Annotated in this window: 18 protein-coding genes and 1 pseudogene; 15 read left to right on the top strand and 4 right to left on the bottom strand. The window is 43.3% G+C overall.

Features of this window, described 5'->3' with window-relative positions; all coding sequences use genetic code 11:
- The first annotated feature begins 16 nt into the window (after nucleotides 1-16).
- Complete coding sequence (locus NIA71_RS04130) at nucleotides 17-988, top strand: YARHG domain-containing protein (protein ID WP_253019732.1); 972 nt, start codon at nucleotides 17-19, stop codon at nucleotides 986-988.
- Nucleotides 989-1,101: 113 nt separating this feature from the next.
- On the opposite strand, the gene NIA71_RS04125 is transcribed toward NIA71_RS04130, so the two are convergent.
- Nucleotides 1,102-1,929 (bottom strand): alpha/beta fold hydrolase, encoded by an 828-nt coding sequence (locus tag NIA71_RS04125; protein WP_253019731.1) that lies wholly within the window; start codon nucleotides 1,927-1,929, stop codon nucleotides 1,102-1,104.
- A gap of 141 nt (nucleotides 1,930-2,070) precedes the next feature.
- On the opposite strand from NIA71_RS04125, the gene tgt reads away from it, so the two are divergent.
- The 7 genes from tgt (at nucleotide 2,071) to mcrC (ending at nucleotide 11,653) form a co-directional block, all read left to right on the top strand.
- The gene (gene tgt / locus NIA71_RS04120) at nucleotides 2,071-3,189 is read left to right on the top strand and encodes a tRNA guanosine(34) transglycosylase Tgt (RefSeq protein WP_148395320.1); all 1,119 of its coding nucleotides are present in this window, start codon (nucleotides 2,071-2,073) and stop codon (nucleotides 3,187-3,189) included.
- A gap of 28 nt (nucleotides 3,190-3,217) precedes the next feature.
- A complete protein-coding gene (gene rlmD / locus NIA71_RS04115) occupies nucleotides 3,218-4,375 on the top strand; it encodes a 23S rRNA (uracil(1939)-C(5))-methyltransferase RlmD (RefSeq protein ID WP_253019730.1) in 1,158 nt (385 codons plus the stop codon).
- A gap of 113 nt (nucleotides 4,376-4,488) precedes the next feature.
- On the top strand, nucleotides 4,489-5,730 hold the full coding sequence (locus NIA71_RS04110) for a phospholipase D family protein (protein ID WP_253019729.1): 1,242 nt from the start codon (nucleotides 4,489-4,491) through the stop codon (nucleotides 5,728-5,730).
- Nucleotides 5,723-7,069, top strand: coding sequence for a DNA adenine methylase (locus NIA71_RS04105; RefSeq protein WP_253019728.1), 1,347 nt, complete (start codon nucleotides 5,723-5,725; stop codon nucleotides 7,067-7,069). The genes NIA71_RS04110 and NIA71_RS04105 overlap by 8 nt, the downstream gene beginning before the upstream one ends.
- 10 nt (nucleotides 7,070-7,079) lie before the next feature.
- Nucleotides 7,080-8,195 (top strand): site-specific DNA-methyltransferase, encoded by a 1,116-nt coding sequence (locus tag NIA71_RS04100; RefSeq protein ID WP_253019727.1) that lies wholly within the window; start codon nucleotides 7,080-7,082, stop codon nucleotides 8,193-8,195.
- Between the two features lie 24 nt (nucleotides 8,196-8,219).
- A complete protein-coding gene (locus NIA71_RS04095; protein WP_253019726.1) occupies nucleotides 8,220-10,595 on the top strand; it encodes an AAA family ATPase in 2,376 nt (791 codons plus the stop codon).
- On the top strand, nucleotides 10,595-11,653 hold the full coding sequence (gene mcrC, locus NIA71_RS04090; protein ID WP_253019725.1) for a 5-methylcytosine-specific restriction endonuclease system specificity protein McrC: 1,059 nt from the start codon (nucleotides 10,595-10,597) through the stop codon (nucleotides 11,651-11,653). The genes NIA71_RS04095 and mcrC overlap by 1 nt, the downstream gene beginning before the upstream one ends.
- Nucleotides 11,654-12,206: 553 nt before the next feature.
- On the opposite strand, the gene NIA71_RS04085 is transcribed toward mcrC, so the two are convergent.
- On the bottom strand, nucleotides 12,207-14,258 hold the full coding sequence (locus tag NIA71_RS04085) for an FAD-dependent oxidoreductase (protein ID WP_253019724.1): 2,052 nt from the start codon (nucleotides 14,256-14,258) through the stop codon (nucleotides 12,207-12,209).
- A gap of 231 nt (nucleotides 14,259-14,489) precedes the next feature.
- A complete protein-coding gene (locus NIA71_RS04080; protein WP_148395313.1) occupies nucleotides 14,490-16,148 on the bottom strand; it encodes an APC family permease in 1,659 nt (552 codons plus the stop codon).
- A gap of 334 nt (nucleotides 16,149-16,482) precedes the next feature.
- Here NIA71_RS04080 and NIA71_RS04075 point away from each other — a divergent pair.
- From NIA71_RS04075 to NIA71_RS04055, 5 genes and pseudogenes are all read left to right on the top strand, one after another.
- Nucleotides 16,483-16,857 (top strand): annotated as a pseudogene (locus tag NIA71_RS04075) (virulence RhuM family protein); the annotation flags it as partial.
- A 47-nt stretch (nucleotides 16,858-16,904) separates the two neighbouring features.
- Nucleotides 16,905-17,396 (top strand): GNAT family N-acetyltransferase, encoded by a 492-nt coding sequence (locus tag NIA71_RS04070; protein WP_253019723.1) that lies wholly within the window; start codon nucleotides 16,905-16,907, stop codon nucleotides 17,394-17,396.
- Nucleotides 17,397-17,401: 5 nt separating this feature from the next.
- On the top strand, nucleotides 17,402-17,875 hold the full coding sequence (locus NIA71_RS04065) for a GNAT family N-acetyltransferase (RefSeq protein ID WP_227755105.1): 474 nt from the start codon (nucleotides 17,402-17,404) through the stop codon (nucleotides 17,873-17,875).
- A gap of 272 nt (nucleotides 17,876-18,147) precedes the next feature.
- Nucleotides 18,148-18,810 carry an SIMPL domain-containing protein gene (locus tag NIA71_RS04060; protein WP_148395311.1) on the top strand — a complete coding sequence of 221 codons (663 nt, stop codon included), beginning with the start codon at nucleotides 18,148-18,150 and terminating at the stop codon, nucleotides 18,808-18,810.
- A 63-nt stretch (nucleotides 18,811-18,873) separates the two neighbouring features.
- On the top strand, nucleotides 18,874-19,446 hold the full coding sequence (locus NIA71_RS04055; protein WP_148395310.1) for a YdeI/OmpD-associated family protein: 573 nt from the start codon (nucleotides 18,874-18,876) through the stop codon (nucleotides 19,444-19,446).
- Nucleotides 19,447-19,890: 444 nt separating this feature from the next.
- On the opposite strand, the gene NIA71_RS04050 is transcribed toward NIA71_RS04055, so the two are convergent.
- Entirely contained in the window at nucleotides 19,891-21,237 is a 1,347-nt protein-coding gene (locus NIA71_RS04050) for an MATE family efflux transporter (protein ID WP_253019722.1), read from the bottom strand.
- A 123-nt stretch (nucleotides 21,238-21,360) separates the two neighbouring features.
- Here NIA71_RS04050 and NIA71_RS04045 point away from each other — a divergent pair, with 123 nt between their 5' ends.
- Nucleotides 21,361-21,942 (top strand): PadR family transcriptional regulator, encoded by a 582-nt coding sequence (locus NIA71_RS04045; RefSeq protein ID WP_148395308.1) that lies wholly within the window; start codon nucleotides 21,361-21,363, stop codon nucleotides 21,940-21,942.
- The gene (locus NIA71_RS04040) at nucleotides 21,935-22,111 is read left to right on the top strand and encodes a hypothetical protein (RefSeq protein ID WP_227755107.1); all 177 of its coding nucleotides are present in this window, start codon (nucleotides 21,935-21,937) and stop codon (nucleotides 22,109-22,111) included. Before NIA71_RS04045 ends, NIA71_RS04040 begins: the two co-directional genes overlap by 8 nt.
- Nucleotides 22,112-22,119: the final 8 nt, after the last annotated feature.

The raw sequence follows: 22,119 nt of genomic DNA, 5'->3' as shown, positions 1-22,119 counted from the left end.
AAACCAGGAGTAAGTCATGTTTTGTAAAAATTGTTTTAAGAAGATTAGTAATCGCAGTCATTTCTGTAAATATTGCGGCGCTCCGGTCAAACAGAAAAAGCTGGTAAAAGAAGAAGCCGTGAAGGAAGAGCCGCTCATGCAGGGGCCGCCGCCAGCACCGACGCCTCAGGAAAAAGAATATGATTTTAAGCTGAGGTCGGAGCGGGAAAAGGAATTCCCCATTCCGACCAAGTATCTCAAAATCGGCTTTGCAGTAGTATTGGTAATCGTAGTAGTCGTTGTACTCCTACAGAGTTCGGTCTTTCAAGATCCGGATTCCATTAAATATAACGATTATATCGGTGTCTGGCAGGAGCGTGGGACCGACGATATTGAAAGCTCTGGCGGCGTTCGACTGGAAATTACTGACGTCAATGGAGGAACGATGCGGATTTCCCTGAGCTTTTATGACGGAGGAGCCGCTTACAACAGCATCGTAGTCAAAGATATCGGCGCAACTATAAAAGACGGGGAAGCCTATTATACCTTTTCCAACGATGGAGCCGGCAACAGCGGAAACGGGGTACTCACTTTCAAAGGCAGGGATATTGAATGGAAGAGTATCATAAATGAGGCAGAAACCCGCCATTATGAAGTGGTCAAGGTGAAAAACAGCATCACAGACGAGGAAACGCTGGCTACTGAAGAATCGACCCAGGCCACGGAAGAAACCACCAAGCAGGCCAATGAAGATTACATAATTCCCAATAGCTCAGAAGAGCTTTTGACAGAAGAAGATCTGCAGGGGCTGACATCCGAGGAGCTGCGGATCGCGAGAAATGAAATCATGGCAAGGCATGGACGGATTTTCAATGACTCCCAGCTGGCTGCTTATTTTGAAGGCAAAGACTGGTATGAGGGAACGGTGGATCCTCAGACCTTTGATCAAGGCGGCTATCTGAGCGACATTGAGATTAAAAATGTGGAGCTGATTAAAAGCAAAGAATAAAACAAATGAAAAAGTGTCACTGCGGCTATGAATGTGCATCCGCTTTCCAATGCGGATACTGCCGGGGCGACACTTTTTCTGTGTTCGTTTTTTTATGGGCGAAACTTATCAAATCAGTCTTCCAGGAAGTCCTTCAGTTCACTGTTGAATTTTTGCGGATCCTCGAGGAAAAGACCGTGTCCGCAGCCGGGGAAGATGACCAGTTTGCTGTCTGTGCCCAGATGCTCTTTCATATATTCGCCATGGGACGGGCCGTAAATCAGACCGTCTCCGCTGTAAGCTAAAAGTACCGGCACTTTGATGGTCGGCAGGACCGGGCGGAAATCCTCAATCGCCATGGCGATCCACATGTTCATCATGCAGTGGGGCGTATTGTCCAGCGCTTCTTTAAAGACCCACTGGAACTCTTCCGATTCCTGGTCATAGTCTTTTGCGAAAACATTGGGAATGAACAGCTTTGCGGCGAATTCCCAGCTGACCGCAATGGCGGCCATGAATTGGAGATTTTGCACAATGTCAAAGGTGCAGCTCTGACCCAGCTTCCATTGGGGGTCATTCAAAAGTTTTGGTGTCATGTCGATAAAGCACATCTTTTTTATGTACTGACACTTGAATTCTCTCGCATAGGCCAGCAAGGTACTGGTTCCCATAGACCAGCCGACGACAGACACTTGATCCAGGCCCAGATGTTCGATCAGCTCGTGAAGATCGGAAGCGAAACGGTTGAGATTCATACCCCGCTCTGTAATCTGGGAACGATCGGACTGACCATGGCCTCGAAGATCATACAAGATGACCCGGTAGTTTTTTGCGAATTCATCCACTTGATATTTGAAAAATTTGTGGTTGCAGGACCAGCCATGGATAAAAATCAAAGGTTCGCCGCTTCCATGTTCTTCATAGTACAGTTTGCACTGATCGCTCGTGGTAAAATAAGCCATTCTCATTCTTCCTTTTTGGGTATCATTTGCAGCAGCTCTTTCCAATAATTATATACCTGGCGGTTTAAAAAGTAAATTGGGTGTGGTATGATAATATGGCTGATAAAGCAGAGAAAAACATGAGATATAAAAGGAGAACCTATGACAGCAGTAACCTATGAACTGATAAAGACCGACCCTCGATCCAAGGCAAGACGGGGGAGGGTGACAGCGCCCCACGGAACCATTGAAACTCCGGTTTTCATGCCGGTGGGAACGGCGGCTACGGTAAAAGCCATGCGCCCGGAAGAAGTGAAAGAACTGGGTGCAGAGATCATCTTGTCCAACACCTATCATTTATATCTGCGTCCGGGACACGATATTGTGCGGGAGGCGGGAGGCCTTCATAAATTTATGAATTGGGACAGGCCGATCCTTACGGACAGCGGCGGCTTTCAGGTGTTCAGCCTGGGCGATTTGCGCAAGATTACCGAGGAAGGCGTGGAGTTCCGCTCCCACATCGACGGTTCCAAACACATGCTTTCGCCTGAGAAATCCATCGAGGTGCAGACGGCGCTGGGATCGGACATTATGATGGCTTTTGACGAGTGCGCGCCTTATCCGGCTGACCGCAGCTATGTGAAGGATTCGCTGGAGCGAACCACCAGGTGGCTCAAGCGCTGCAAGGCGGCTTGGAAGGATACGGAACACCAAGCGCTCTTTGGCATCATGCAGGGTGGCATGTATAAGGATCTGCGCAAACAATCCGCCGAAGAGATTGTAGAGCTGGATTTGCCCGGCTATGCCATCGGCGGTCTCAGTGTGGGAGAACCCAAGGATTTGATGTGCGAAGTTCTGGATGACTGTGTCGATCATCTGCCGGCGGACAAGCCCCGGTATTTGATGGGAGTTGGTACGCCAGATTACCTGTTTGAAGGGGTGGAGCGGGGCGTCGATATGTTCGACTGCGTGCTGCCGACCAGAATCGCCCGCCATGGAATGGCTATGACTTCGGCCGGAAAGGTGAATATTAAGAACGCCCAATATGAACGGGATTTCAGCCCGCTGGATCATCAGTGCGATTGCTACACCTGCCGGAATTATTCCCGGGCCTATCTGCGCCATCTGTTCAAGTGCAATGAGATGCTGTCTTCCATGCTGCTTTCCAACCACAACCTGCATTTCCTGGTCAATTTGATGAAAAACATTCGCAAAGCCATTGAGGAAGATCGTTTTCTGGAATATAAAAAAGAGTTTTATGATAAGTATGGGACATTTTAATTAATGTTAGTTAAAGGAGAGGTATTTGATGGAAATATGTAAACACGACGAGTTCTGCGGCGGATGCATTTATCAGGGGACGCCTTATGAGGAACAGTTGAGAATCAAGGAACAGGAGGTTCTCAGCCTTCTTGAAAAAAAGGGCGTTGCCTGCGGGGAGATTCTTCCCATCGAGCCTGCGCCCAGCCAGTACCGCTATCGCAATAAGATGGAATATACATTCGGCGATATGGAAAAGGGCGGCGATATGACCCTGGGCATGCACCGCAAGAAGCATTTTATGTCCATCGTTACTGTGGATCAGTGCCAGCTGGTTCACGAAGATTTTAATCGGGTTTTGCGGGCCACCCTGGACTTTTGCCAGGAGAAAGGCTATTCTTTTTACCATAAAAAGTCCCACAAGGGCCTGCTGCGCCATCTGATTGTGCGCAGGGGCGTGCATACCGGCGAGCTGCTGGTCAACCTGGTCACTTCTACGGAGCCTGGCTTTGACGAGGAAGGGTATGTGCAGCTTCTTCAGCAGCTTCCGTTGGAGCATACTTTAGTTGGAATTCTGCGGACCTTTAACGATAGCCTGGCCGACGCGGTTAAGTGCGATGAGCTGAAAACGTTATGGGGCCGTGATTATTATATGGAGCGGATCATGGACCTGGATTTCAAGGTCAGCGCCTTTTCCTTTTTCCAGACCAACGTGGAAGCGGTGGAGCGCCTCTATTCCTACGCCATCAACTTGATCGATGATTTCAGCGGCAAAGTTGCTTTTGACCTGTTCTGCGGCACGGGAACCATTACCCAGACCCTGGCGAAAAAGGCCAGGAAGGCTGTGGGCGTGGAGCTGGTGGAGGAAGCGGTGGCGGCTGCTAAAAGCAACGCCGCGCTTAATGGCCTGGACAACTGTCAGTTTATCGCGGGCGATGTTTTCGAGGTGCTGGAAACGGTGACGGAAAAGCCTGATGTGATCGTGGTGGATCCGCCGCGCATGGGGATTTCGCCCAAAGCGCTGGATAAGATTATCAGCTATGGGGTTGAGCAGATGGTTTATGTTTCCTGCAATCCGAAGACGCTGGTGGAGAATCTTTATTATTTGCAGTATTATGGGTATGAGGTTAAGAGTTTGAAGCCGTTTGATAATTTTGCTGGGACGCGGCATACAGAATGTGTGGCGTTGGTGGTGCGGAAAGGTTGATTTTAGGCGGGCTGGCGGGATTGTTAGTGCGATATGGAAATGAGGGTTTTACTGGACAAAAGATACAATCTGGCGAAACTTTTACTTACTATTAGATAAATAGGAGAAAAATCATGGCATTTTATATTCAGGATCCTACATACTACAAATCGTCATATTTACATGAGGCACTGATTTCTGCGTGTGTTGGAGGGACTGTCGGTGGTGGTGCATATGCGTTTGCGTCAAAAGATGGAATTGAACTGCTAATTGAAGATGATAACTTCAAACAGTTTCTTAAGACCGGTCAGTTTACGCTGATTGTTGGTATGGATGATATAACAAATGTATATTCCGTTGAAACGTTGAAAAGGATGCAGGAAAAATATTCTGATCACTTATTAATTAAGGCATATATTCACAACAGCAAAGGCTCTACGTTCCATCCCAAATATAGTTGGTTTGCTCAACCGGATGGAGGCATTTTAGTTATTGGATCTGGGAATTTGACTCAAAAAGGACTAAGGCAGAATCGCGAGGCATACGCTATCGAGAAATTAACATCTGAAGAAATAAAAAATTTCGTTCATGAGTGGGACGAATGGCTTAAACACAGTAAACCATTTTTGTTTGACCTGGATGAGGATATTGTTAATGCATATGCTGAGCAAAATACAGAGCGTATGAGAACTATTATCAGTATTCAAAAGCAAAAGGGGACAAAGGCTGATGCGGATCGTCTTCTAAAATATATAGAGTTGCTTAGCGGACAGCCAGATATTAAAAAATATGCAGCTTCAAAAAAATCTGAAGGGACAAAAAAAAGCGTAACAGATAAAGATGCTGTCATATACGGGGAAGATTTAGACATAGATTTACCTTATTGGACAGTGTTTCTGAATAGCGAAGTTTTGATGGCAGAAATACCTAAAAGTGGTAGCAGATGGCAACAAGTTAATTTTGATAAGAATTCTTTTGAAAACTTTTTCGGCGCTACGTGCGGAGAAAATGGAGTATATAGAATTCTTTTCCGGAATATGGGACATGATGGATTACTACATGATGTCGAAGTTCGTCCAAGTGTGTCTGTATCGAGTCAAAACTATAGATTTGAATTAGATGCAGCAAAAGGATTGGATTATCCGAGCGGAAAAGAAAGACCGATTGGAGTATTCGTCAAGGTTTCACCGAGAGATTTTATGTATGAGTTGCTGATGCCGGGTGATGAGGCTTACGACGCATGTATAGAGGTTCTTGATAGCAAAGAATCATATTCAACACGGATGAGAAGAATTAGGTATTATTGTCAAGAGATTTATCAAAGGACATCGAGCCTGGCATTATGGAAAAGATTGGACGCAGAAGAGGATGAATAACGAAGAAAATACTATAACAAGGCCAATACACTATCTGGGAAGCAAGCTTCGTATGCTTGACACAATTAAGCAAGCCGTTGATTTGTTAGACGATTCTAATGGATGTGTATGTGATCTTTTTTCGGGATCGGGTACGGTTTCCAGGTATCTTTCATCATACAGGGATGTAATTGCAGCAGATATACAGATGTATTCCAGTATTCTATGTGAGGCAACCATGACTTGGATGGATTGTAGTATTGGTTCAGAAGAGATTGTTGAAAAAATCAGAAAAGGACAAACGAGAAAGAAGCTTAATGCGGTCTTTGGGAGATTACTTGAATATGAACAGGCGTGTATAGACAAAGCTAAAAGTAACGATATTGATGCGTTGTATGAAATAATTGAGAAAGGCTCCATATATATTTATCTAAAAGAAGGAAATGACAGCTGTACGACAGAGTTAAGAGACAGACTGGATGAGCTAAAGTATACCCTTCAAGAGAGAAATGAAACAGAAGATTTGGACTCCATTATCGTTAGATATTATGGGGGACTCTATTTTTCATATAGCCAAGCAATGGACCTGGATTGTATAGAACACTATGTTTTTGAACACAATGGCTTGCTGAGGGTCAAACTATTAGCTGCCCTTCTGAGTACTGCGAGTGAAATTGTAAACACTGTCGGAAAGCAATTTGCACAGCCATTAAAAGTAAGAGACTCTAAAGGTAATTACAAGAATTCTTTGAAGAAGAAAATTCTTGATGATCGTTCGTTGAATGTATTTGATACGTTTGAAAAATGGCTTGAGCATTATCTTGGAGCTGGAGAAAAAATACACAGCCATAGGGTTATATGTGATGACTACAAAACAGTGTTACACGATATGAAGAGTAGCGATGTTAAGGTGGTTTATGCTGATCCGCCATATACAAGATATCATTACAGTCGCTACTATCATGTGTTAGAAACAATTTGCCTGCATGATAATCCGGTCATTACTACGACCTTCCCTAATGGAACTGGGGGAATAAGTCGTGCTATATATAGAGAGGGAAGACATCAATCACCATTTTGTATTAAGAGTAAGGCTGAGAAAGCATTCGAAGACTTATTCATAGGTGTAAAAGCACTTAATGTTCCATTGGCGTTATCTTATTCTCCGTTTGACCCTGGACAAGCTGTTACACCTAGGCTTCAGACCATTGACCAGTTGATAGAGAAAGCAAAAATGTATTTTTCTGATGTTTCAACAATGTCGCCGGGAGAATTTACACATAGCAAGCTCAATGCAACAGAAAAAAATTTTGAATCTAATCATGAGGCTGAAATGCTCATAATCTGTAGGAACAGGTAGGAAGATATACATGAAAAAAGATGAATTCTTAAAAGAGAAATCTGATTTGTTGAATGTGGTTATCCACGGAGACAATATCGCAGTTTTGAATGATATCAAGACCATATATTGCAAAAAAGTAGATTGCATATACATTGACCCACCATACAACAATGGAGAAACCTATAATTATTATGCAGACAATGCTTCTCATGAAGCATGGATTTCTCAGATGAAAGCCACGATAATATTATTACGTGATTTTTTGAAAGACGATGGAAGTCTATGGATTTCAATTGATGATGGAGAAATGCACTATTTAAAGGTTCTTTGTGATGAGATATTTGGAAGAAACTGCTTTATTACAACTATAATTTGGCAGCAGAGAAACACTAGAGAAAACAGAAAGGCATTCTCGAATAATCATGAGTATTTGCTAGTATACTCTCCCAATCCAGAACTGTTTAAGAAAAGAAGGAACCGGCTTCCGTTAACACAGGATGTATTGGACAGATATTCTAATCCGGATAATGATCCTAGGGGACCGTGGCAGTCGATAACAGCTAATGTTCAGGCTGGACACGCAGTTCCTTCGCAGTTTTATGAGATTGTTGCACCAAATGGAAAACGGCATAATCCACCACATGGGAGGTGTTGGGTTTATAACGAAGAACGGATGAAGAGAGAAATAGCGAATGGAAATATTTGGTTTGGAAGTGATGGAAATGGAGTCCCACGAATAAAAAAATTTATTTCTGAATCTGTAAAAGGAATTGTTCCGGAGACTTTATGGCTTTCAGATTTTGCGGGAACCAACAAAGACGCAAAAACACACTTGCAGAAGTTGAAGGTATATAACAAGGACCTTTTTGAAACTCCTAAGCCGGAGCGGTTAATTAGTAGAGTGATAGAAATTGCGACAAATGAGGGGGATCTTGTGATGGATTGCTTCCTGGGATCTGGAACAACGTCATCAACAGCTCACAAGATGCATAGGCGTTACCTTTGTATTGAGGAAAACCTAATCACTTGTATGTATGTCAATGATCGCATGAAAAAGGTAATAGAGGGCGAAAAAGGTGGCATTTCGAAAGATGTTGGATGGCGCGGTGGCGGCCAGTATGAATATGTAGAATGGAATCACTAAATTAAGGGAAGGCGGCATAGAACAATGGTCAATGAAGGAAAATTAAAAAATGCAATAAAGCAGTATGAACTTATTTTTAAGGGAAGATGGTCTGACGAAAAGTTTAAATGGGAGGCCATAAAGAACTTTAAGGCTAAATGGGATATAAATGCTGAGAACTTTGGACAAATGTTTTATGCTGCAACAGAGAATACATATGGCCTTTTAGCTTCTATGAATAATTTCCCGCGTAAAATGATCTATGAATATTCACTTCAAGATCAAGAAACCGTAAGGGGAATGTTCATCAATCTGTATGATGAATCAAAGGATGTTATTGATAGAATTATCAAGTTCCAGGCCGATGCAGATGAAATCTGCAATAGACTATCGCCTGGGATGCAGCATTATCAAAGACCAATGGCAATCACAGTATATTTATGGCTGAATTATCCGGATAAATATAGTGTTTTCAAATATACAGTATGCCGGGAGACGTGTGTCTTCCTTGATAGTGATTTTGTCCCCAAAAAGGGAGATACTTCAACAAACATTAAAGGAAATCACCAATTAGTAAATATCATTGCTAAAGCTGTGACCAGTGAAAAATCTCTGGTTGAACTATTCAATGAGGTCATGGAGGATTCTTGTTATCCTGATCCGGCATACAAAACACTTGCATTTGATATTTGTTTCTATATTTCAGAAAAATTATCAAAGAAAAAAACGGTAGAAGAAGATTGGATCGATTCGGAATATGATCCGAGGATTTCAAAGGATAAGTGGATTGAACTTTTGTGTGATGAAAAAATTTTCACCACACAGAGTCTAGAGATAGTATATCGACTTCGTGACTATGGTGGCGCTGCAACTTGTAAACAACTTTCTGTTAAGTACGGTGAGGAACCTAATTATTATAATGTTGGGTCTTCAAGTCTGGGAAGGCGAGTTGCAGAGAAAACTAGCTGTGAAGTCAGAATCGACGAGGAAGGAAAGCAACGGTGGTGGGCTGTGCTTTATATGGGACACAAGGCAGACAAAACCGAATATGGTAGTTTTGTCTGGAAACTTCGTAAAGAACTGAAAGAGGCACTTGATGAATATGATTTTGACGCTGTAAAGCTATACTCAACCGAAGCAGATGATGAGCAAAGATATTGGTGGTTAAATGCAAACCCTAAGATATGGAGCTTTTCGGAATTGCCCGTAGGCAATATACAGAGTTATACACTGTTTAATGAGAATGGTAATAAGAGAAGAATCTTTCAGAATTTCTTGGATGCTAAAGCCGGTGATGCTGTTATTGGATACGAATCATATCCTGTCAAACAAGTTGTTGCTGTTTCCAAAATTAGCCAAGAGAATGATGGGAAGAATTTATATTTTGAAAAAGTTGAAGGGCTTACTTCTCCGATTGATTATATTACCCTTAGAAAAGCAGCGGAATTGGAGAAAATGGAGTATTTCGTCAATCCTCAAGGGAGCTTGTTCAAGCTGACTAAGGGTGAATATGACTTCATAATGGATGTTATTCGTGAAGAGAATCCTATTAACGAGAAGCAATTTGACAGTTATACAAAAAATGATTTTCTGGCTGATGTTTACATGACAGCTGAGAAATATGATACGTTAATTGCACTGCTCAAGAAAAAACAAAATATTATTTTGCAGGGTGCGCCAGGAGTTGGTAAGACTTTTGCAGCGAAAAGATTGGCATATTCAATTATCGGTGCTAAAGACGAGAATCAGATAGAAACGATACAGTTCCATCAGAATTATTCTTATGAAGATTTCATTATGGGTTATAAGCCTAGCGGTGACGGATTTGAACTTCGGAACGGAGTGTTTTACAAATTTTGTCAGAGAGCGGCAAATAACCCTGACTTACCATATTTCTTTATTATTGATGAAATCAACAGAGGTAATCTGAGTAAGATATTCGGAGAACTTCTTATGCTGATTGAGAAGGAATACCGCGGGACTAAAACCGTGCTGGCATATAATGGATTAACATTTACTGTTCCGAAGAATGTGTATATTATTGGAATGATGAACACAGCTGATCGTAGCTTAGCGATGATCGACTATGCTCTTAGAAGACGTTTTAGCTTCTATTCGATGGAACCGGGATTTATTTCAGAAGGCTTTCAGAGGTATATGAAGAAACTGGATAATGAAACATTTAATCTGTTAATCGAGAAAGTAATGGATTTGAATACAGAGATTATCAAGGATAGTTCACTGGGAAGTGGTTTTTGTATAGGCCACAGCTATTTTTGTAATCAGACTGAATGTACAGATGAATGGATGCAGTCTGTTGTTGAATACGATATCATACCTACATTGGAAGAATATTGGTTTGATGATGCTACAAAACTTCAGCGGTGGCAGAACATTCTGAGAGGAGTTTTTAACGACTGATGACTGGTGATAAAAGTATTTTGATAAAGAACATATACTATATGCTTACCTATGCTTTTCAGATTCTCCGTCATGATAATTACGATGAAATTGCTACGGAGGATTTTGATAACGTTTATGATATGTTCGCCGCTATTTTGGGAAAAGGTGTATCTAAGCAATTAAAGCAAGGGCTGTATAAAGAGTATGTCTTATATGAAGACGATCTTTCTACTTTAAGAGGGCATTTGGATTTTCAAAGTACTATAAAAAACAAGTTGGCAAAGAAACAGAAATTGTATTGTCATTTCGATGATCTGTCCGTAGACAACTTGTATAATAGGATTCTGAAGACTACAATGTGGTTCCTTATTAGGAATTCAGATGTTAAGCCAGAGAGAAAAGCTTTATTAAAGAAAAACCTGCTTTATTTTGATGAAGTCGATAGTATAGAGAAATCAGAAATTAAGTGGGATACAATAAGGTTCCAGAAAAACAATCAGAATTACAGGATGCTCTTGAATGTGTGCAACCTTGTGTTAGAGGGATTGATTATATCCACCGAGAAAGACGAGATAAAATGGGCAAACTTTATTGATGAGCAGAGGATGTGTAGGTTGTATGAAAAGTTTATTCTCGAATATTATCGATATCATCACCCGTATCTGCATCCAAACGCCGATCAAATACTTTGGGATTTAGACGATGGAATAGCAGACTTTTTGCCGATCATGCAAACAGATATAACCCTGAAAAAAGCGGATCGAGCTTTAATAATCGATGCGAAGTACTATTCCCATACTATGCAGATACAGTATGATACATATACCATTCATTCAAATAACTTATATCAGATATTTACGTATGTGAAAAATCTTGATAAAGACGATACGGGGAATGTCGCAGGCCTCCTTCTTTATGCAAAAACTACTGATAAGATGCAACCAGATCATACATATCAAATGGGTGGAAATACAATTGGAGTAAAGACGCTTGATTTGAATTGTGATTTTGTAGAGATTAAAAAGCAACTTGATAATATCGCATGTCAACATTTTGGAGTACTGGAATCAGCATAAAAAATCTATCAGCGGCCCTCCGGCGATGGACCGGGAGTCGTTATTATCACGTTAGTCTTATTTATGAAAAATGAGTCAGGCCCCTATCACTGGATGTTGTTCCAGTGGTGAGGAGCCTACCACTTTTACATAAGTAAGATATTGTTTAATGAAGTGGATTATAGTTAAGACGGTTTAGTAAATTCTGTTATTAAGGATAAGAATTTTTCGGCAGAATTACTGAAGATCTCATATTTTCGCCATATAAGATACAGATTTGCCTGTATCTTAGGGTAAAGGGGGCGAAAAGTCAATGGATCACCATCTCCCGTATAACTAAATCCCTCAAATGAAAAAACATATCCTCTGCCGGATTCAATCATCAGCGCAGCATTTGTGATTAAGTTGAAAGTCATAATTGAATTTAAACTTTTTATATCCTAACATCACATACCTATTTTAGGAAGTCTTTCCGACCATCTTGATTGCCAGCTCTAGGCTCCTGCCAATAACGCCCACATTGCCCGCACCGCAGGCGGCTCCGCCAAAATCGCCAGCAACCTGCCCAGCTTGACTATAGTTTCATCCCAATATCCCAGGCTCTCCATATTACGGTCCTCAGGTTGCCCACATTGCTGCAGTCTCCGACCAGGTGAATGTTTTTCGCTTTTTCATGGAGCGGCGTTGGGGTGTACCCAACGGAATAAATCACGGAATCCGCCTGGATTTCGCTCAGCTTTCCATCGCTGTTTTCGATGATGACGGAATGCTCCTTGATTTCGCAGACCGTCGAGTTGAGATGCACAGGGGCTTTTTTGTAAGCGATCATTTCTCTCAAAAACGACGAGTTTGCAAGGCATACGCCTTTTGCGCAGATCAGGTCATTCAGACTCTCGATGATGCAAGGTTTTTTGCCTTTTAAGATCAGGTCGTAGGCGATTTCGCAGCCGGTCAGCCCGCCGCCGATGATCACTACGTTTTCGCCCACATTAGCCCCCGACAGATAGTCCGTTGCTTTGATCGCCTTTTCGATGCCCTGGATCGGCGGTACCTTGGCGGTGGAGCCGGTTGCGATGATTACTTCATCTGCGTTCAAACCGCTGACATCGTTCACCTCGGTATGAAATTTCACTTCTATGCCTTCTTTTGCGACCGCTCGTTTATACCATTCAATTAAAGCGCGATCCTTTTCCTTGAACGATGGCGCTGCAGCCTGGATAAAGATGCCGCCCAGTTCACCGCTCTTTTCGTAGATCGTAACATGGTGGCCTCTGGCCTTTAACACGAGCGCCGATTCCATGCCGCCGATCCCGCCGCCGATAATGGCGATGTTTTTCGGGTGGGATGCTTTTTCGATCTTGTACTTTTTCGACTGCATGGTCCTTGGATTCAAGGCGCAGCGCGCCATTCCCCGCGTATCGTCCATGTCCTGAACGTTCGGCGCTCCTTCATAGGAGGCCATGGTAAAGCACGCGTTATGGCAGTTGATACAAGGTTTGATATCATCTTCCCGATCTTCCATCAGCTTTGTGATCCAGTTAGGATCAACGAGGAACTGGCGCGCGACCCCCATACCATCGATACTGCCTTCTTCGATGGCTTTAGCGGCGGCCTCAGGTGTCATTTTTCCGGCGCAAACGACAGGAATATCGACGAACTCTTTGATGTGCTTGACATATTCCAGGTTGCAGTTTTCCGGCATGTAACCAGGCGGATGCGCCCAGTACCAAGCATCATATGTACCGTTGTCACAGTTGAGCATATCATAACCCGCATCCTGCAGATACTTTGCCGCCCGCTCCGACTCTTCCATATCGCGCCCAACCTCATCATATTCTTCACCGGGAAGGGCCCCTTTCCGAAAACCTTTTGTTTTCGAAACCACAGAATATCTAAGCGACACTGGAAAATCGCTGCCGCATTCGGCTTTGATGGCTTTTACGATCTCCACCGGGAAACGATATCGGTTTTCAAAGGAACCTCCATATTGGTCTGTTCTCTGGTTGGAATACTTCATCGTAAACTGGTCCAGCAGGTAGCCTTCATGTACCGCGTGGACTTCGATGCCATCCACGCCGGCTTCTTTACAGAGCTTGGCTGTTTTGGCGAAGGCCTCGACCATTTCATGAATCTCTTCCACCGTAAGCGCTCTTGACGGAACCTTATCGCTCCATCTGTTCGGGTTCGGGGAAGCGCTGGCACAAAGATATTCAACGTTCATAATCGGTTTTCCGATTGTTCTTAGAAACTTATTGCAATAGATCGTTTCCATCAATTCGTTTACAGCCATGGAGCGTCCAAAACCGGCTGTCAGCTGCACAAAGAGTTTGCAGCCGGTTTTATGGAACTCATCCATAAACGCTTTTAACTCCTTGAATTTCCCTTTTCCCTGGTAGAGCCATTTGCCAAAGAAAGTATCGCGAATCGGCGCGATTCCCGGCAGAATAAGGCCCGCGTCGCCTTTGGCCCGCTCCAGCAGAAAATTGGCTGCTTCTTTATCAAAATGATTGGGCTCCATCCATCCGAAGATGGAAGTTCCGCCCATGGAGCATTGGACGATTCTGTTTTTTATTTCACAATCGCCGATGCTCCACGGGGTAAATAAAGCTTCATAGTCCTTTTTCATGATTGCCCTCCTTTAATAGGACGTTACAACGACTAGTCAATATTAACATAGAGCTGTTGCTTATATGACATATTCTATCAAATTTATTCGGATTCAGAAAGTAGTTTGTTACTTTTCGCAGCGATATAAAATGGTATAAAAGAAAAAAGTTCCATAATGAGAACCAACAAGACCGAGCAGATAAACACTATCTGGCGGTACTCATTATGGAACAATCCCGAAAGGATCAGACTATGCTACTCGGCATTCTTCATCATCCGGGATCGGGTCAGCCTTCTTGCCGACGAGGTGAAGAACAATACTCAAGGCCAGCATGATAACTCCCAGCCATGTCAATATGGTCATCATCAGCTCCCAGTTGCTGATCAGGCCCGATCCGTACAGATCCAGGTAATAATCGTGACCCCAGTCTCCTTCATACCATCTCAGGAAGAAGGAACCGCCGAGAGCCAAAACCCCGAAGATCAGGAAGAATCTTCCGACTCTTACGGTATCGCCCTTGCCAAGGCCGGTCTTCGGATTCAGCGGGTACTGCAAAGGATTTTCCACGGAAAGCCCTCCATATACCTTCTTGCAGATGATATACATCAGCAGAGCGAACAGGATAAGAACATATCCCAGCAGGAAGTATTCCGTTCCGTTCATCAGGATACCTACGATGCCGATGATCAACATCGCAATCACAATATAATAGGGCGAAAGCTTGCCTTTAACATAGTACAGGTCGCCTCTTTTTTCCACTGGATACAGCTTCCTCAGCTTGAGGAACGCCACAGCGAAGCCTGTATAGCATACGAAAAGCAGCGGTGACAGTATGATTACCAGAATTTCAAAATCCAGATTTACCAGTACCGCGTTAAGAACAGCAAGGATAATGATGGGCCAGATAGGAACCTTACGGTTCTTGGAAACCGTCGACAGGAACTTGGGACACAGATGATCTTTACCGAGGATCATAAAGGATCTGGCCGCAGTCGCCGTTGTGGCGTTAACAAGGGCCAGCTGTGAAATGACGGCTACAATCATAAATGCCACTCCGGCCCACTTTCCTACATGGGTAAGAAGCACGGTTGAATAGTCGATGGTGGTGCCCCATTCAGACCACGGGCCTGTGGATACGATTCCGCCCAATGTCGGCAGGATATAGCTGATTACCATAACTAGAATACACAGCTTCATACCCTTAGGAATGATCCGGGGATTTTCGATCTCACCGCCCAGATTGGCGATAGCAGTGTATCCGCAGAACATCCATACGCCGATGGCAATACCCACGCCAAGGCTGGAGAACGCGCCCGATTCAACGTTCATGAACGGGTCGAATGGATTGTTTTCCCAGTTGGCCAAGCCCACGATGCCTACTGCCAGGAAGGCGGCCAGAATAATAAAGGTGAAGATCGTGTTTACAACATTCACTTCCTCAAGGCCCAGCAGATTGACAACTGTAAATACGAGAATAATTGCGAATTTTACTATCAGCGCCACCGTAGGACTCATGTCCACATACATACCTATGTAATCCGTCGCCAGAACGATGTATGACGCCCCCGTCAGATACCAGGCAACGGCCATCCACAGACCGAAAACAAAGCCCCAGAACTCACCAAAGGCCATTTTCATCCATACATACGGACCGGAATCCACCGGCGCCAGATTTGTCAGTTCCGATACGTAAAGTCCCATGGGCAGCGCCCACATAAGCGGGATCACGATTAACAGAACAAGCGTCAGCCCGGGACCGGAAGCCGGAATGATCGATTCGATACCGAAAGCTCCGCCGCTTACTGCGCAGAAAATAAAGAAGACAATACCTGCGAGCGAGAATTTCGTTTTTTTCAGATCAGGCATGGCGTCGGTCAACACCTGACCTCCTTCATACTTAACTTTCATAATAATTCCTCCTTAAAAATTAGCTTTTCCTTACGACCAGTTCATGCCCCCTTTCTAAGTGTTTTCGAACTTTTCGCTATAGTTTATTAATATCGATAATAGAATCTATTTGGGCCTGTGTCAATACATTTTGAGACATTTTCTTAATCTCGAAGGCCAGGCTTTAAAGTCGTTTCTTTGTGGGACCAGGCAGGGCCATCCGATCGAATTGATCTTATTTCGATAAGATGGTATATTATTGACAGATTGGAGTGAAAAATGGTGCAGTTTTATCATAGTTCCTGCTAAAAGCATCTGCTGATATTAAGAAACGTTTATGGACTGGAGGATTACCATGTCAATGAAGAAAGATGAAATAACGATACACAGCTCGGCGGCTGAATATCTGACTTATGCTGCGGCAGTTGGAGATCGTGCTGACAGTAGGGAAATGCGCTACGAAGATGAAAATATATGGCTGACGCAGAAGATGATGGCCGTGCTGTATGATGTAAATGTGAGGACTATCAATGAACATATCAAAAAAATATATTCGGATGGTGAACTTACTGAAGAGGCAACTATCCGGAAATTCCGGATAGTTCAAACCGAAGGTTCAAGGCAGGTAAATCGTGAAGTTATCCATTACAGCCTTCAGATGATTATTGCTGTCGGCTTTAAAGTCAACAATGACCGCGCTGTCCGTTTCCGCAAATGGTCAGGAAAAATCAGTTGCAAAGAACTATCTGAATGGCAATTTACGGAGGTGGGAGCATAGTGGAAATTCGATACATTACGCCTGCAGATGACAGAATGGCAATCAGCAGGGTATATGAAGAAAGCTGGAAACATGCGTATAAAGGCATAATACCGCAGGATTATCTTGATTCAATCCCGGAGGGAAGCTGGGCAACGGTTTTAGAAAACCCGGATTGGAGCACACTGGTTTGTGTCGATCATGGAAGCATCGTGGGGACAAGCAGTTTTTGTAAATCCCGTTTTAACCAGTTTGATGGACAGGGAGAAATCATTTCCATTTATTTATTGCCGGATTATATGGGAAAAGGTTTCGGGAAGGCTCTTTTGGAATCTGCTCTTGCTGAATTGAAAAAACAGGGCTACAAAGATGTTTTTTTGTGGGTTCTGGAAGAAAACCTGGGGGCAAGACATTTTTACGAAAAAGAAGGGTTTTCAGCAACCGATGACGATTTGAACGATAACATCGGCGGAAAAGATTTGCGCGAAATCCGATATATTTATGGGGGATAGTAATTATGGAGTACATAATCAGAGAAATCTTAAAAGAAGAATATTGTTTGCTTGAAATTTTTTTGTACGAAGCTATCTTTGTGCCGGAGGGAGTGCCCGCACCGCCCAAATCAATTATCAATCAGCCGGAATTGCAGGTTTATGTAGCCGACTTTGGGAAGAAAAAAGACGATATAGGTTTGGTTGCGGAGGTTGGCCCCAAAATGGTAGGTGCTGTTTGGGTCCGTATTATGGATGATTATGGGCATATTGATGATGCGACACCTTCCTTTGCGATTTCCCTATATAAAGAATATCGAGGATTGGGCATTGGAGCTGCTTTGATGCAAGAAATGCTCCGTATTTTGAAAGACAGAGGGTACAAACAAGCGTCACTTGCCGTACAGAAAGCAAATTATGCGGTAAACATGTATCGAAAAATAGGATTTGAAATTGTAGATGAAAATGAGGAAGAATATATCATGCTTTGTCGTTTGTGATCATACAGTCGGCTTGTGATTTGAGCTCATGCAGGCTCAGTGGATTTGGTGGACCTATACTAATAGTTCGAAGCTGGTTTATAACATTGTTTCGCTCATAAATGAAGGTGCGATCACCTATGAGGAACTTGAAGAATTTAGTGAGCAATTGAAGGAAACGGTGAGGTTCGTTATCGAACGATAACTATGATAAAGTAGATTGAAAAATTTGATTGAAAATACTAGAGAAGGAATCATGTATAGAGAGTGGAAAGATAATGGAAGGAGCGAATATGTTAAGAACAATTACAGTAAAAGGAGTCGGTAAAATATTAACAAAACCTGACTTTGTAGTACTTTCCATGAAACTGAAAGCCAAGGATGAGGAATACGATAAAGCAATGGATAAGGCAGCAGAGCAGTTAATACAGCTAAATGATAGTCTTGTTTCCATTGGTTTGGAGAAAGATGCTGTGAAGACTACGAATTTTCATGTGGATACAGATTACGACAGTTACAAAGATAAGCAGGGAAACTACCAAAAAGTATTTAACGGCTTCGTATGCAGCCACCAGTTGAAGCTCTCGTTTGATTTTGATATGAAGAAATTGTCACGGGCATTGGCAACTATCGCAAAATGTCTGGCACACCCAGAGTTGAGTATTTCCTTTACCGTAAAGGATGCTACGGCAGTAAAGGAGAATCTCCTGCGTGAGGCGGCTTCCAATGCAAAGCGAAAGGCAGAACTGCTCTGTGAAGCATCCGGCGTAAAACTGGGGCAGCTCCTTTCGATTGATTATAACTGGAGTGAGCTGAACATCTACTCCAATACCAGATATAGTTTGGCAGAAGAGTATTTGTATGATGCAGCACCTGTGATGGAAAATTCAATCGAGATTGAGCCAGATGACATTCATGTGAGTGACACGGCCACCTTCGTATGGGAGATTGAGTGAGCATATGAAGTTTTGAGTTAAACTTCAGAGCAATTTGGACAAATAAGAATTTGGAGAACTGGTATGGAATTGAAGAATTTGCTTACAGCTAAAAATCGCGATGAATTGCGAGAGTGGCTAAAAGATAATCATGACAAGGAAAAAGAATGCTGGGTGGCAGTGAAACGTGGAAGGCCGGTTGATAATGGCACTTTCTGGTATATAGACGCAGTTGAGGAAGCCATGTGTTTTGGCTGGATCGATAGCACAACAAAAAAGATGGATAGCGGAATAACTGTACAGAGACTGGCCCCACGAAGAAAGGGCAGCATATGGTCAGAGCTGAATAAAGAACGATGCAGAAGATTGGAACGCAAAGGAAAAATGACAGATGCAGGTAGAGCGGTATTGCCTGACATGTCACCAAATGGGTTTGTGATTGATGAAGAGCTTTTGCAAGCTTTGAAAAGTGATTCTGTAGTTTGGGAAAACTTCAATAAATTTCCGCAGTTATATCAACGAGTACGAATCGATACAATCCAAATCAAAAAGAAACAGCCGGAGCTGTTTCAGAGTAGATTAAAAAAATTGATTGAAAATACTAGAAAAGGAATCATGTATGGAGAGTGGAATGATAATGGAAGGCTGCTAGAATAATCCGGGTTTTAACCCCTTCGAATTCGAGGGGGTTAAAAATTCTGGATGCAATTAAGGACAATTTGATTCCACCGGAATAACGCCTGCTTCCACGTCCTCCGCTTCGTTAAGATCCGTCTCGGAGATGCCGAGTTTTGCCATGGCTTCTTTGAAAGAAACCGTGTTTTCCATCTATCAAAGCTGCGGGAGCGGTCTGCCATACCTGGCGCAGTGCGGCGCAGACTTTCAGCAACAGCCGAAATCCGGTAAACTTTAAAAAAATCCGAGATTTTTTACGCAAAGATGCGGGGCTGCGAGGCCTCGTCTTGGAAAAATGAGTGCCAGGCATGTAAAAAGCGGATTCAAATCAGATTAAGGGGGCGCAACCGTTGAAAAAAAGGTAAATTTCCAAAAAATCCAAGGCTTTTTTCCCGAAACCAATCCGGAAAAAAATCACAATCCACGTCAACACACCTCCAGCCGTCTGTGCAGATGAACCGCCATAAACACAGCAATCACAGCTGATAAGACATCTGCAATGGGCTGGGCATATAAAATTCCGTTGATGCCCCAAAAAAGCGGCAGGATGAGGACAACCGGAATGAAGCAGAGCCCCTGCCTGCAGGCGCCGAGGATAAAGCCTTCCTTTCCCTTGCCTAAGGCCAGGAAGAGAGAAGAATACACCGTATAAAACCCGAAAAGCATAAATGTGATCCCATTTGCCCGCAGGGCCTTAGCCCCTACAGCAACCATTTCGACATTACCAGTTGTGAATTGGGTGAGAATTGAGGTAGAAAACAGTATTAAGACCAAGCCCAAAACAACACAGAAAATCGTTGACCACAGTATGGAAGTGCGGATCGATTTATGCAGGCGGTCAAACTTTCTTGCCCCGTAGCTGTAGCCGGCGATCGGCTGAAACCCTTTGATAAAGCCAAAGACCGTCAGGCTGCCTATGGACACAAGGCGGGTCACCACGCCCATTGCCGCGATCACAGCGTCGCTGTAATTCCCCGCGGCGTTGTTGATGAAAGAGATGGAAAGGCTCGTCAATACTTGGAAAACGAGAGTAGGGATTCCGATCTTAAAGATTTGGGACATGATTTCTTTTGAATAAGTACAATCCTTGATTTTGAATAGAAAAACGCTTTTCTTTCTGAACATGTACAGCAGGTACACCGATGTAGACAGGATTTGGGAGATTGCGGTAGCAATTGCCGCTCCGGCAATGCCCAGGTCCAACGTGTAAATAAACAGGGGATCCAATCCGATGTTGAGGACCGCGCCCAATAATAAAGCGCACATGGTGATTTTCGCAGCGCCTTCACTGGTGACGATATTGTTCATCGTCACGTTGAATACATTGAAGATGCAGGAAATGAGATAAATACCGGCATAGGTCGCCGCATAGGGCAGGATGCCCGGGGTCGCGCCCAGCAGTTTTAAAATCGGATGCAGGAAAACAACGGACAAGGCGATGACCAATGCTCCTGCGAAAAGACTGCTGTATAATGCGGTGCTTGCAATTTTATTGGCTTTTTCTAAGTTTCCCGACCCCAAAAGCCTGGAAATATAAGAGGCAGCTCCGTTTCCGAACAGCAGCCCCAATCCTACGATCACCTGCCCCAGAGGATATACGACAGAAATAGCCCCCATCTGACTTTCCCCCAGGCCGCTGACAAAATAAGCATCTACAAGATTATAGAGGGCGTTGACCAGCATACCGATCATGGTAGGGATCCCCATAGCCAGGAGCGCTTTGGGAATCGGAGCAGTCCCCAAGAGCTCCATTTTTTTGTTTTGACCATTCATAATGTGTCTCCTTTCACAAAACAAAAGTATAATTTCAACTACTATAAATTATACTAGTTGAAATGCAAACAGAATACTACTATAATTTATAGTAGTTGTCAAGAGCGCAAGGAGGAAAATTTTATGGCGACCATTGATTTAATTGTATTAGGAATGTTAAAGAAAGAAGCGTTAAGCGCATATGACCTTCAGAAGCAAGTGGAATATCGCAATATTTCAAAATGGGTCAAGATCAGCACGCCTTCCATTTATAAAAAAGTCATACAACTGGAGGAAAACGGGTACATCAAAAGCCGCATAGAAAAGGAAGGGCGGATGCCGGAGAAATCCATTTATTCGTTGACCGAAAAAGGGAATGAGCAATTTCAACGGCTGATGAAGGAAATTTCCTGCAAGCCTATCCATTTGTTTCTGGATTTCAATGCCGTGATTGTCAACTTGGAAAGTCTGCCAAAAGAAAAACAGGCGGAATGTCTGCAAGAGATCGGAAGCAACATCAAAGTGTTAAAAGGATATCTGGAAGAAAACCTTGCCGCAAAAGAAAACGATCCGGAAATTCCAGCGACCGGCATGGCCGTTTTGCATCAGCAATATACCCTGGCACAGGCGATTGAAACGTGGATTGACACATTGAAAATCGAACAGCCGGGTCAGAGCCGAAAGACGGACGTTTTAACAAAAAAGGAAAGCTTTGCAAATGAATAAGATTTTATTGGTAGGAGACGACATGGAAATCAGCACCATACTGAAAAATTTTTTAACAAGCCAATGTGGGCGATTTCACAATGGTAAACAGCTTGATATTCCCAGCCGTTTTCCCTTTGGGTTTGCAGCACTGTCCGTATACCGCGCGGAACGCAAGGATTTGATTTAGTTAAAATA

The sequence above is a fragment of the Ihubacter massiliensis genome (genome assembly GCF_024125305.1).
GTDB lineage: Bacteria > Bacillota > Clostridia > Peptostreptococcales > Anaerovoracaceae > Hominibacterium > Hominibacterium faecale.
The sequence above is the reverse complement of the archived record's forward strand: the minus strand, read 5'-3'. Positions and strand labels throughout refer to the sequence as shown.

Excerpts from the sequence above, each read along its gene's own strand:
- NIA71_RS04080 (WP_148395313.1), bottom strand. The coding sequence starts at position 16,148 with ATGAAAGTTAAGTATGAAGGAGGTCAGGTGTTGACCGACGCCATGCCT.
- NIA71_RS04125 (WP_253019731.1), bottom strand. The coding sequence starts at position 1,929 with ATGGCTTATTTTACCACGAGCGATCAGTGCAAACTGTACTATGAAGAA.
- rlmD (WP_253019730.1), top strand. The coding sequence starts at position 3,218 with ATGGAAATATGTAAACACGACGAGTTCTGCGGCGGATGCATTTATCAG.
- NIA71_RS04110 (WP_253019729.1), top strand. The coding sequence starts at position 4,489 with ATGGCATTTTATATTCAGGATCCTACATACTACAAATCGTCATATTTA.
- NIA71_RS04100 (WP_253019727.1), top strand. The coding sequence starts at position 7,080 with ATGAAAAAAGATGAATTCTTAAAAGAGAAATCTGATTTGTTGAATGTG.
- NIA71_RS04085 (WP_253019724.1), bottom strand. The coding sequence starts at position 14,258 with ATGAAAAAGGACTATGAAGCTTTATTTACCCCGTGGAGCATCGGCGAT.
- NIA71_RS04095 (WP_253019726.1), top strand. The coding sequence starts at position 8,220 with ATGGTCAATGAAGGAAAATTAAAAAATGCAATAAAGCAGTATGAACTT.
- mcrC (WP_253019725.1), top strand. The coding sequence starts at position 10,595 with ATGACTGGTGATAAAAGTATTTTGATAAAGAACATATACTATATGCTT.
- NIA71_RS04040 (WP_227755107.1), top strand. The coding sequence starts at position 21,935 with ATGAATAAGATTTTATTGGTAGGAGACGACATGGAAATCAGCACCATA.
- NIA71_RS04105 (WP_253019728.1), top strand. The coding sequence starts at position 5,723 with ATGAATAACGAAGAAAATACTATAACAAGGCCAATACACTATCTGGGA.
- tgt (WP_148395320.1), top strand. The coding sequence starts at position 2,071 with ATGACAGCAGTAACCTATGAACTGATAAAGACCGACCCTCGATCCAAG.
- NIA71_RS04130 (WP_253019732.1), top strand. The coding sequence starts at position 17 with ATGTTTTGTAAAAATTGTTTTAAGAAGATTAGTAATCGCAGTCATTTC.
- NIA71_RS04060 (WP_148395311.1), top strand. The coding sequence starts at position 18,148 with ATGTTAAGAACAATTACAGTAAAAGGAGTCGGTAAAATATTAACAAAA.
- NIA71_RS04045 (WP_148395308.1), top strand. The coding sequence starts at position 21,361 with ATGGCGACCATTGATTTAATTGTATTAGGAATGTTAAAGAAAGAAGCG.
- NIA71_RS04065 (WP_227755105.1), top strand. The coding sequence starts at position 17,402 with ATGGAGTACATAATCAGAGAAATCTTAAAAGAAGAATATTGTTTGCTT.
- NIA71_RS04055 (WP_148395310.1), top strand. The coding sequence starts at position 18,874 with ATGGAATTGAAGAATTTGCTTACAGCTAAAAATCGCGATGAATTGCGA.
- NIA71_RS04050 (WP_253019722.1), bottom strand. The coding sequence starts at position 21,237 with ATGAATGGTCAAAACAAAAAAATGGAGCTCTTGGGGACTGCTCCGATT.